Annotated in this window: 8 protein-coding genes; 4 read left to right on the forward strand and 4 right to left on the reverse strand. The window is 48.0% G+C overall.

Annotated elements, in window-relative coordinates:
- Window positions 1–98: 98 nt before the first annotated feature.
- Both B9J84_RS07820 and B9J84_RS07825 read left to right on the forward strand, forming a co-directional pair.
- Window positions 99–1,568 (forward strand): dihydrolipoyl dehydrogenase, encoded by a 1,470-nt coding sequence (locus tag B9J84_RS07820; RefSeq protein ID WP_094123887.1) that lies wholly within the window; start codon window positions 99–101, stop codon window positions 1,566–1,568.
- Window positions 1,569–1,697: 129 nt separating this feature from the next.
- Window positions 1,698–1,952, forward strand: coding sequence for a DUF3624 domain-containing protein (locus B9J84_RS07825; RefSeq protein ID WP_013855880.1), 255 nt, complete (start codon window positions 1,698–1,700; stop codon window positions 1,950–1,952).
- A gap of 193 nt (window positions 1,953–2,145) precedes the next feature.
- Here B9J84_RS07825 and argH read toward each other — a convergent pair whose 3' ends face one another.
- The 4 genes from argH to argC form a co-directional block, all read right to left on the reverse strand.
- Entirely contained in the window at window positions 2,146–4,020 is a 1,875-nt protein-coding gene (gene argH, locus B9J84_RS07830; RefSeq protein WP_013855879.1) for an argininosuccinate lyase, read from the reverse strand.
- 129 nt (window positions 4,021–4,149) lie between these two features.
- Entirely contained in the window at window positions 4,150–5,373 is a 1,224-nt protein-coding gene (locus B9J84_RS07835; RefSeq protein ID WP_017043213.1) for an argininosuccinate synthase, read from the reverse strand.
- Between the two features lie 93 nt (window positions 5,374–5,466).
- Entirely contained in the window at window positions 5,467–6,258 is a 792-nt protein-coding gene (argB, locus tag B9J84_RS07840; protein ID WP_094123885.1) for an acetylglutamate kinase, read from the reverse strand.
- A 23-nt stretch (window positions 6,259–6,281) separates the two neighbouring features.
- Window positions 6,282–7,283: an N-acetyl-gamma-glutamyl-phosphate reductase gene (gene argC, locus B9J84_RS07845; RefSeq protein WP_094123886.1), complete on the reverse strand. Its 1,002-nt coding sequence runs from the start codon at window positions 7,281–7,283 to the stop codon at window positions 6,282–6,284.
- 155 nt (window positions 7,284–7,438) lie between these two features.
- On the opposite strand from argC, the gene argE reads away from it, so the two are divergent.
- Complete coding sequence (gene argE, locus B9J84_RS07850; RefSeq protein ID WP_013855875.1) at window positions 7,439–8,575, forward strand: acetylornithine deacetylase; 1,137 nt, start codon at window positions 7,439–7,441, stop codon at window positions 8,573–8,575.
- A gap of 232 nt (window positions 8,576–8,807) precedes the next feature.
- A complete protein-coding gene (gene ppc / locus B9J84_RS07855; RefSeq protein WP_094123888.1) occupies window positions 8,808–11,441 on the forward strand; it encodes a phosphoenolpyruvate carboxylase in 2,634 nt (877 codons plus the stop codon).
- Window positions 11,442–11,488: the final 47 nt, after the last annotated feature.

Raw genomic sequence — 11,488 nt, forward strand, 5'->3', positions numbered from 1 at the left:
GAAAATCTTCCTAGGGCATCCTCCTCATTTAGACTCAATGACAGCATTATTAAATGTTGCCATCGACTATCCACATTCCAAATTTAGAGAAAGCGATGATGAAACAGTTAAACGTTGATGTAGCCATTATTGGTGGTGGGACCGCAGGACTCGGCGCTTATCGTGCAGCAAAAGCACATACGAATAGTGTCGTCATGATCGAAGGTGGCCCATACGGAACCACATGCGCTCGCGTCGGCTGCATGCCATCTAAGTTACTGATTGCGGCCGCTGAAAGCGTCCATCACATCCACAAAGCTCCTGCTTTTGGTGTTCATCCTCAAGGTGAAATTGTCATTAATGGACGTGAAGTGATGGCGCGGGTAAAACGTGAACGTGACCGCTTTGTCGGATTTGTGCTTGAAGGCGTTGAGGAGATCCCCGCTGAAGACAAAATCTCAGGCTACGCCCAATTTATCGACAACCACACCCTACAGGTCGACAACCATACACGAATCAGCGCCAAGCGGATCGTGATTGCTACCGGTTCTCGCCCAGCCTACCCCGCGGTATGGCATGAACTTGGCGATCGCTTAATCATTAATGATGACCTATTTGAGTGGGACGACTTACCCGAATCTGTTGCCGTATTTGGCCCGGGAGTTATTGGCTTAGAACTAGGCCAAGCCTTGCATCGTTTAGGGGTGAAAGTAAAGCTGTTCGGCATTGGTGGACAAGTTGGCCCATTAACCGACCCTGATGTGATGGCTTACGCTGATAAAACGTTTAAGGAAGAATTCTATTTAGACGCTGACGTTAAAGTGGAAAGCATGAAACGCATTGCTTCTCCAACAGGCCAAAACGACAAAGTTGAAATCCAATTCATCAACCGTGAAGGGCAGCTCGAGACATTTGTCGTTGACTATGTGTTGGCGGCAACCGGTCGTCGCCCGAACGTAGATAAATTGGCACTTGAAAATACCGATGTAGCCCTTGATGCGCGCGGCGTACCAACGGCCGATCACTATACGCTGCAAACCTCTGTAGACAGTATTTTCATTGCTGGTGATGCCAGTAATCAACTGCCCCTGCTTCATGAAGCAGCCGATCAAGGTCGTATTGCAGGGGATAACGCTGGCCGCTACCCAGATATTCGTGCCGGGCTTCGTCGTTCCTCTATCTCAGCGGTTTTTTCAGACCCACAAATTGCGATGGTCGGTGAATCCTACAAACAGCTAACCACTCGTTTGGGAAATTGTGGCTGTTTTGCTATCGGTACTGTGTCGTTTGAAAATCAAGGCCGTTCACGCGTCATGCTGCGCAATAAAGGGTTATTGCATGTGTATGGCGAACAAGGAACAGGGCGATTTTTAGGCGCTGAAATGATGGGGCCGAATGCGGAGCACTTGGCTCATTTGCTGGCGTGGGCACATCAAAATCAGATGACGATTTCACAGATGTTGGATATGCCTTTTTATCACCCCGTAATTGAAGAAGGCGTGCGCACCGCGCTGCGTGATCTAAACGCTAAACTGCATTTAGGCCCTGAGATGATAAAGCATTGCATGGACTGCGGTCCGGGCTGTTAATTTTCAACATCCATTCATGCGGTCGCCCTTGTGCGGCCGTTTTTTATACGCTTTAGTTTCAGCCGCGCCTTAGACTCACACCTTCGCGCACGTTATACTGCCGTTATTTTCTCTTTAATGAACGCGCTTATGCCTTGCAATAACTGCCAATCTTCGTGGTTTTGGAAAAAAATCGGCCGCTGCCAACGTTGTATGGATCAGCTCACTGTTTTGTCAGTTGGGTGCTGGCTTGTGTGGTGGTGGTTATGCAGGGAGAACCCTAAAACCATTGAATCGATCAGCTTGCTAATAGCGGGCTTTGCCTTTAACGGTTTGCTGTTTTTACATCTGTGGATGAAGTTTGTGGTACTCCCTTGGCGTAAGCGGCAAGGGCGCGACAAATAAAAAGCCAAAGAGCACAAAAGAAAAAGCCCCAGAACCAATAGTAGGTTTGGGGCCTTCTTAGATTCTTCTAAGAAAAAGCAGTGGTACAGTTATAGACCACGCTTTTCTTAAATTGTTCCGTGATCATTCGATCTTTTTGAGATCTTTTTCCAAGGCCTCATTAACGGCAATGATCGCGTTTGTAATCAACGTATTAAGCGACGTTGACTCGCTTGATGATCTGCTCAACCAAATTGATCTCAAGCGCCACTTCATCACAAGCGTGCTGCCGTGGGCATTGTTCACAATCTTTGAGCACTTTCTCTGGCAGTAAGCTTTTTGAGGTTGGAATAAAATCATGCTTCATGAAAAACTCTGGCGTTCGAGTCAGAACAAACACTTTCTTAATCGCCATTTGCCGCGCTTTATTCACCAAATACGAGACGATCGCTTTTCCTTGTCCTTGACCTTGCCAACCTGCTTCTACACCAAGCGAACGAATTTCAGCCAACCCAGAGTCATAGACATATAACGAGGCGCATCCCGTCACTTCACCATGGTGTTCCGCCACGGCAAATGAACCAATATCGCGCACCAACTCATTGCGTGAACGAGGCAGATTTTCTCCCATATTCGCCCAATAAGTGACCATACTTTCTAGCGTTTCAATATCCGTCAAACGGGCAGGACGAACTTTCACCGCCGTGGTGTCACGTTTGTCTAAACGCGCTTTAGCTTGATCAACCGCATAGGCCACTTGTTTTGGCGAAACGCCACCTAAAGCGCTGCGTTTTTCTAAGCAAGATTCAATGGTGAGGATCGCATAAACATCATCTTCAATGACCGACGAAAACTCTTTAAGCTCGGCAAGGGTCAGTTCTTCAAGCGCACACCCTTTCGCAATCGCGCCAACCACCGCTACGCCCACAATATGGTGCGCTTCACGGAAAGGGATCCCTTTGGCGACTAAATAATCAGCTAATTCGGTAGCATTGGCATAGCCTTGTTTGGCCGCTTCTAAAGTCCGTTCGGTTTTAATTTTGATGCCATCAAAGCAAAGCGCAGCCATTTCCATGCAGTCGTTCCAAGTATCCAGCGCGTCAAACAGCCCTTCTTTGTCTTCTTGCATATCTTTGTTATAAGCCAGTGGTAAGGCTTTGACCGTCATCATCATGCCCGCAAGCGAGCCATAAACACGGCCAGTTTTGCCACGGATCAGCTCTAATGCATCAGGGTTTTTCTTTTGCGGCATCAAGGATGAACCCGAAGTCACGGTGTCAGCCAGTTCGATAAAACCAGACTCACCCGAGTTGTAGAAGATCATATCTTCCGCCAAGCGCGATAAATGCAGCATCGAGATCGACGCCACCGACATCAATTCCATCACGTGATCTCGGTCGGATACTGAATCGAGCGAGTTACGCGTGGCACGGCGAAACCCTAAATGATGAGCAAGCTGTTCACGATCAATCGGATAGGCCGTACCTGCCAGCGCGCCGGAGCCAAGCGGACAAGTATCAAGGCGCTTAATCGCATCATTTAAACGAGAGTAATCACGCTCAAACATTTCAACATAGGCCAAACACCAATGCGCAAAGGTCACTGGTTGCGCACGTTGCAGGTGGGTATAACCGGGCAAAACCGTCGCTTGGTGCTGCTGAGCAACCGACACTAATTTCGTTTGCAGGCGATCTAACCCCAACAGTAATTGCTGACCCTGCTGGCGGCACCACAATTTTAAATCGGTCGCGACTTGGTCATTACGAGAGCGCCCAGTGTGCAGCTTTTTGCCTAAATCACCCACTTTACTGATCAACTGCTGCTCAACCCAAGAGTGAATATCTTCTGCATCAGAGCGTAAGATCTGCTCAGGATCTTCCATCACTTCCAGTTTGAGTTCGTTGAGCGCAAGTTCTAGTTTTTGCTGCTCCTCTTCGCCCAAAACATTCACTGACACCAACGCCTTTGACCATGCTATAGAGCCCACAATGTCTTGTTCAGCCAATCGGTAATCAAAGCGAAGTGAATCGTTGAACTCTTTGAACCTCGTGTCTGCTGCTTGGGTAAATCTACCGCCCCATAATGCCATTGCGTATCTCCTGCTCTTAGGTCGCGACTGAGCGTGACCACATCAAATTGCTCAATCATTTTTATAATAAAGATCGCTACTAGAGCGATCTTTTATTGTTATTTTTGTGTCTCTACCTTGGGTGTTAACCTAGGCTTTATTCTTCTTCGCTTCGTTCAACGCTCTGATCCGGCTTGCCAACGAATAGAGACGAATGAAGCCGCCTGCGTGGCTTTGGTCATACACAACATCTTCACCAAAGGTCGCAAACTCTTCCGAGTACAAGCTGTTTTCCGAACGTTTTTGCGTCACTGTCGCTTGCCCTTTGTAAAGCTTCACAACCACTTCACCATTAACGTCCTGTGCCAGCTCATCGGCTGCAGCCATGATGGATTTACGCAGCGGAGTGAACCAACGGCCATCGTATACAAGATGCGACGCTTTGACACCCAGTTCTTCACGAAATTCGAATGAGGCTTTATCGAGCACTAACTGCTCAACAGCACGCAACGCTTCCATCATGATGGTGCCTCCTGGGGTTTCATAACAACCACGAGACTTCATACCAACCAAACGGTTTTCGACGATGTCGATACGACCAACGCCGTGTTTAGAGCCTTTCTCATTAAGGTAAACGAGTGCGTTGTAAGGCGTCATCAGTTCACCATCGACGCCAACAACTTCGCCTTTCGCGACCTGCAATGTGACAAACTCTGGCTCATTTGGCGCTTGCTCTGGATCCACAGTCCATACCCAGCAATCCTCATTAGGGGCGTTCCAAGTACTCTCAAGCACGCCTCCTTCGGTCGAAATGTGCCACGCGTTCGCATCACGCGAGTAAATTTTCGTCAATGAAGCGGCGCAAGGAATGTTACGCTCAGCAAGGAAATCAAGACACTCTTCACGACTCACGATGTCCCACTCACGCCAAGGGGCAATCACATGTAAATCAGGCGCTAGGGCTGCAAACGCACCTTCAAAACGCACTTGGTCATTACCTTTCCCCGTACAGCCGTGACACAGCGCATCGGCACCCACTTTACGCGCTACTTCAACTTGCGCTTTGGCAATGATTGGGCGAGCCATTGACGTCCCAAGTAGGTATTTACCTTCGTAATAAGCGCCTGTTTTTAGTGTTGGGTAGATGTATTCAGCGACCATCTCTTCTTTAAGATCGACCACATAACACTCTGACGCGCCAGACGCTTTCGCTTTCTCTTCAATGCCGACCAATTCTTCTTCACCTTGGCCGACATCGGCAACAAAGGCAACCACTTCACAATCGTAGTTTTCTTTTAACCACGGAATGATCACCGATGTATCTAGACCGCCAGAATATGCGACAACGACTTTATTGACTTGAACCTTGCTCATCTTACTTTCTCCATTTCCCGGCGCTGCGCTTGGCGGTCAGTGCTCTGGGTGATTAATTACTTACAGCTGTTATCAACAACTGATTAAATGCGTTTATTGAGGTAAAAATTGGGTCCCGATACTTTCGCCCGCAAACAATTTGCTGAGCTTATCTGGGTAACGCCATGTCGCCACTTCAATCGGGCGACCTAAATCATTTGCCGCTTCCAGCGCCGCTTTCACTTTGACAATCATGCCATCCGTGATCACTTTGCCTTTAATCAGCGCATTGGCCTGCTGCTCAGTGAGGCTCGACAACAAATGGCCTTTGCCATCCAGCACACCGCTCACATCGGAAAGCAGAACGAGCTCTGCGTCCAATGCGCCAGCCACTGCAACGGCTGCTTGATCGGCGTTGACATTCATCATTTGGCCATCAGCAGTCAGGCCAATCGAGCTGATAATAGGCAAACCACCAGCGGCTAAAATCGCTTGCACGATTTGTGAATCACCAGGAGAAGCCTTGCCCACTGCGCCGAGTTCTGGATCCAACTCTTCGACTTTGCATAGCCCGCCATCAGCGAGCGATAAACCAACCGCATTTAAGCCATCTTTAATCGCTTGCCCTTGCAGCATTTTGTTGGCTGTCCCAGCCAGCGCGCCTGCAATCAGCGGAATTTGGTCATAAGGCGTGACACGCAAACCTTCTTTCTTCACGGTTTTTAGTTGTAATTTCGCCATCAGGTCATCGACGAGATAACCGCCCCCGTGCACGATGACAATTCGTCGCTGAGCTTGGGCTTGATACAGTGCGATTGCGCCAAACAGTTTGCTTAGCGTTTCAGAACAAGACAGCGCCGCGCCGCCTAACTTAATCACTAATGGATTTTGCTTTGTATCTGTCATATTTAACCCTTACGCTTGGTGCGTTACACCAAAGCCGTTAGCTCAGAAAAACCGTAATGAATATTTAAACACTGCATCGCTTGGCTCGATGCCCCCTTTAATAAATTATCGATCGCGGACACGACGATAATATGCTCACCTTGCACTCGCCAACCGAGGTCGCAAAATGGCGTAAATTCAACATCTTTGATGCTCGGCAAGGTTGATTTGAGCCGAACCGCTGGTTTGTTAGCGTACGCCTTCTCAAAAGCATGGCTGACTTGTTGCTCTGAAATACCTGATGCAAGCTTCATCGTCACGGTGGCCAAAATACCGCGTTTGAAATTCCCTAAGTGAGGCGTAAAAATCACATCACATCCTAAATGGGCGACGATTTCAGGTTGGTGGCGATGAGTAAACACGCCGTATGGCTGTAAGCTCACTTCACAAAAACTGTTGGTTAATGTCGCTTTTCTGCCCGCGCCAGTGACACCGCTGGTGGCATTAATCACCGGCCATTGAGTTGTATCTAACAAACCCGCTTCAACCAAAGGCTTTATCGCAAGTTGCGATGCGGTTGGATAGCAACCTGCAACGGCGATCAATTGGCTCCGCTTAATTGCCTCATAATTCCATTCCGCCAGTCCATAAACCGCGTTTTCTAACCATTTAGGGTGTTGATGTTTAAAACCATAGTAATTTTGGTAAAAATCATCACCTTTGACGCGAAAAGCACCAGAAAGGTCGAAAACTTGACAATTTTGCGCAAGAAAAATAGGCGCGAGATCATGGCTCACCTCATGAGCCGTAGCTAAAAACACCACATCACATTGGCTTGCAACGCTCACCGGATCCACTAATGGTTGTACCTGCATGTCGACAATACCGGAGAGTTTGCCATGCAGCTCAGCCATTGGTTTTCCAGCATCTAGGCTATTGGCGGAAACGTATAAACCTGATAGCGTGAGTTGTGGGTGTTTTTGCACCATATACGCCAACTCAGCGCCGGTATAACCGCTAGCTCCGATAATTGTGGTTTTTAACATCTCGTGACATCCAATTTCAAAGTAAACAAGACAATCTAAAAATGACTATAAATTTCAAAAAAGACACTTAACTCGGTTTTTTATTCACACAAAGTGATTTAATATGTGTTTTACCTTCTCGCAATTACTCTGTCAATACTAGGAGCAAAGATAATATGCAATTACCCAGTTTTCTTGAGGTTTACCAAGGTCTGATTTCGACCTCTTCCATCAGCTCCACAGATGCTCGTTGGGACGAAGGTAACCAGAGTGTGATTGATAAATTGGCAAGCTGGTTTTCCAGCTTAGGGTTTGTAGTCGACACCATTGAAGTCGCGCCGGGAAAATACAATTTAGTGGCGAAGAAAGGGTGCGGCGAAGGTGGCCTACTGCTCGCGGGGCACAGTGATACCGTTCCATTTGACGAAGGACGTTGGAATTTTGAACCACACGCGTTAACGCAAGCCAATGATCGTTTCTATGGCTTAGGCACGGCAGACATGAAAGGCTTTTTTGCTTTTATCTACGAAGCGGTGAAAAAAGTCGATTGGAGTAAACAGAGTAAACCGCTGTATGTGTTGGCGACCTGTGATGAAGAAACCACCATGCTCGGCGCACGTCATTTCACTGAACATGCACCATTTCAACCGGATTACTGCATTATTGGTGAGCCGACTAGCCTTGTGCCCATCCGCGGCCATAAAGGCCACGTAGCCAACGCTATTCGAGTGACAGGAAAATCGGGCCACTCGTCTGATCCTGCTCTGGGCGTAAATGCCATCGAAATCATGCATGAAGTGCTGTTCGCGTTAATGCAACTGCGCGACAAATTGATCAAAGAGTACCATCACCCAGGCTTTGCCATTCCTCACCCCACTTTGAACCTCGGCCATATCCACGGTGGCGATAGTCCAAACCGCATTTGTGGCTGCTGCGAATTGCATTACGATGTGCGCCCGCTGCCCGGCATGAGTCTAGATGGGCTCGATAACTTGCTGCGCAATGCACTGAATGAAGTCAGTGCAAAATGGCCCGGCCGCATTGAGATTACCGCGCTGCATGATGCGATTCCGGGTTATGAATGTCAGCATGATCACCCCTTTATTGGCAACATTGAAGAGATTTGCAATACCGCTTCACAAACCGTGAATTACTGTACTGAAGCACCGTTCTTACAACAATTATGCCCAACACTGGTACTCGGCCCGGGTTCGATCGATCAAGCGCATCAACCGGATGAATTCCTAGCGTTTGAATTTATTGATCCAACCATCTCGATTTTGTCCAAAGCAATGTATAAATACTGCTTCTAGCCTACCAAGCTTACTCAAGCGATAAATGCCTGACAGCGTTTCTACGGTCGGGCATTTTTGTAATAAAATTTCAGTAATTTACGCCAATTATTCACCAAATGATCACGTTCAATAACATTCAGCAATAATCGTAAAAATAGTCGGCTTTATTTGACTCTACAGGGATCTTTTCGCTAGATTGTGTACTTAGCAAGGAACAATGGATGTAATTTTTTTACAAGGCAGGATGACAATGAACGAAAAATACGCTGCGCTCAAAAGTAACGTGAGCATGCTTGGCCGTTTGCTGGGCAACACCATTCAGGACGCCCATGGTGACGTTATCTTAGAGAAAGTGGAAACCATCCGAAAACTTTCAAAATCAGCCCGTAATGGCAATCAAGCCGACCGAGACAGCTTGGTTGAAGAGATCAAAAACCTTCCCAACGAACAGCTCACCCCAGTAGCGCGGGCATTCAACCAATTTCTTAACTTAACCAACATGGCCGAGCAGTACCACACCATTTCACGTCACTGTGAAGAACATGTGTGTGAGCCTGATGCGATTAATTTACTGTTTACTAAACTGAATCAAAATAAAATCAGTAAATTGGATGCTGCTCAAGCGGTACGCGATCTCAATATCGAGTTAGTGCTAACGGCTCACCCAACCGAAATTACACGCCGCACGATGATCAACAAGCTGGTGAAAATTAACGAGTGTCTCTCCAAGCTTGAACTCAGTGACCTTTCATTTAAAGAGCGCCAAAAAACCGAACGCCGTTTAGAACAGTTGATCGCGCAAAGCTGGCATTCAGATGTGATTCGTAAGCAGCGCCCTACGCCACTGGATGAAGCAAAATGGGGCTTTGCGGTGGTGGAAAATTCTCTATGGCAAGCCGTGCCTGATTTTCTTCGTGAATTTGATGAGCACCTCACCAACTACTTAGGTGAAGGACTACCAATTGATGCACGCCCTGTGCATTTCTCTTCGTGGATGGGCGGCGACCGTGATGGTAACCCCTTTGTGACTCATAAAATCACCCGTGAAGTAATGCTGCTTTCTCGCTGGAAAGCGGCCGATCTCTACCTAGGTGATATCAATGAGCTGGTCAGCGAATTGTCGATGACCAAATGCAGTGACGCGCTACGCGATCTGGCTGGCATAGATGAACACGAACCTTATCGCGCCATTCTCAAACGCCTGCGTGAACTGCTCAACGAAACACTGGAAGTGTTGGATGCCAAGATCAATGGCCAACAACTGGCACGCAAAGCACCACTGCAAAATATCGCACAGTTGTGGGAACCGCTTTATGCCTGCTACCAATCTTTACATCAATGCGGCATGGGCGTCATTGCCGATGGCTCGCTGCTTGATACTCTGCGCCGGATTAAAGCGTTTGGTGTGCATCTTGTACGTTTGGACATTCGCCAAGAGAGCACTCGTCACTCTGATGTGATCTCCGAGCTCACCCGTTATTTAGGCATTGGTGATTATGACCAGTGGAGCGAGCAAGACAAAATTGCGTTTCTCACCAATGAGTTGAGCTCAAAACGTCCTTTGTTACCTCGTGACTGGCAGCCTTCAGAAGCGGTACAAGAGGTGATCGACACCTGTAAAATCGTTGCTTCTCAGCCTCGCGAAGCCTTTGGTGCTTATGTGATTTCGATGGCTCGTACCGCATCAGATGTACTTGCCGTACATCTATTGTTGCAAGAATGTGGTTGCCCTTACCGCATGGACGTTTGTCCACTGTTCGAAACTTTGGATGATTTAAACAACGCAGAAACGGTGATCCGCCAACTAATGGGCATTGATCTCTATCGTGGCTTTATTCAAAACCACCAGATGGTGATGATTGGTTACTCTGATTCCGCTAAAGATGCAGGTGTAATGTCCGCCGGTTGGGCGCAATACAGCGCAATGGAAGCTTTGGTTAATATCAGTGAAGAGGCCGGAATTGAACTGACACTATTCCATGGACGTGGCGGCACCATTGGTCGTGGGGGCGCTCCAGCACATGCGGCACTGCTTTCACAACCACCCAAAAGTTTAAAAGGTGGCTTGCGTGTGACGGAGCAAGGCGAAATGATCCGCTTTAAACTTGGTCTACCAGAAGTAGCGGTCAATAGTTTTACGATGTACGCCAGCGCCATTTTAGAAGCGAACCTGCTGCCACCACCAGAGCCAAAACAAGATTGGCGCGACTTAATGGAGGTATTGTCTGAGGTCTCTTGCGAAGCGTATCGCCATATTGTTCGCGGCGAGCCGGACTTTGTCCCGTACTTCCGCCAAGCAACGCCAGAGCTAGAGCTGGGTAAATTACCGCTCGGTTCACGTCCGGCTAAACGCAACCCTAATGGTGGGGTCGAAAGCTTACGTGCAATCCCGTGGATCTTCTCTTGGAGCCAAAACCGCCTCGTGCTACCAGCCTGGCTAGGTGCGGGAGAAGCAATTCAGTTTTCTATCGATAAAGGACACCAAGCACTGCTGGAAGAGATGTGCCGTGAATGGCCATTTTTCTCAACGCGTTTGGGCATGCTAGAGATGGTTTACTCCAAGTGCAACATTGAAATCTCACGCTATTACGATGAACGCTTAGTCGATGAATCGTTACGCCCGCTCGGTGAGCGTTTGCGTTCTCAATTACAGAAAGACATCAAAGCGGTGTTAAATGTAGAAAACAATGAGAACTTGATGCAAAGCGATCCTTGGGGTCAAGAGTCAATCCGTTTGCGCAATATCTATGTTGAGCCATTAAATATGCTGCAAGCAGAGCTGTTGTACCGCACTCGCCAAACCGAAACCGCACCAGCAGAGTTAGAAGAAGCCTTAATGGTGACTATCGCGGGTATTGCAGCAGGAATGCGTAACACAGGCTAAGTAACAGCATTTTGTTTCACAAACTAGCTAAAAGGCCGCCTCTGGGC

Source organism: Vibrio sp. V03_P4A6T147, assembly GCF_002241085.1.
Lineage (GTDB): Bacteria > Pseudomonadota > Gammaproteobacteria > Enterobacterales > Vibrionaceae > Vibrio > Vibrio anguillarum.

Coding starts and splice junctions, on each gene's coding strand:
- B9J84_RS07820 (WP_094123887.1), top strand. CDS start 99: ATGAAACAGTTAAACGTTGATGTAGCCATTATTGGTGGTGGGACCGCA.
- B9J84_RS07825 (WP_013855880.1), top strand. CDS start 1,698: ATGCCTTGCAATAACTGCCAATCTTCGTGGTTTTGGAAAAAAATCGGC.
- argH (WP_013855879.1), bottom strand. CDS start 4,020: ATGGCATTATGGGGCGGTAGATTTACCCAAGCAGCAGACACGAGGTTC.
- B9J84_RS07835 (WP_017043213.1), bottom strand. CDS start 5,373: ATGAGCAAGGTTCAAGTCAATAAAGTCGTTGTCGCATATTCTGGCGGT.
- argB (WP_094123885.1), bottom strand. CDS start 6,258: ATGACAGATACAAAGCAAAATCCATTAGTGATTAAGTTAGGCGGCGCG.
- argC (WP_094123886.1), bottom strand. CDS start 7,283: ATGTTAAAAACCACAATTATCGGAGCTAGCGGTTATACCGGCGCTGAG.
- argE (WP_013855875.1), top strand. CDS start 7,439: ATGCAATTACCCAGTTTTCTTGAGGTTTACCAAGGTCTGATTTCGACC.
- ppc (WP_094123888.1), top strand. CDS start 8,808: ATGAACGAAAAATACGCTGCGCTCAAAAGTAACGTGAGCATGCTTGGC.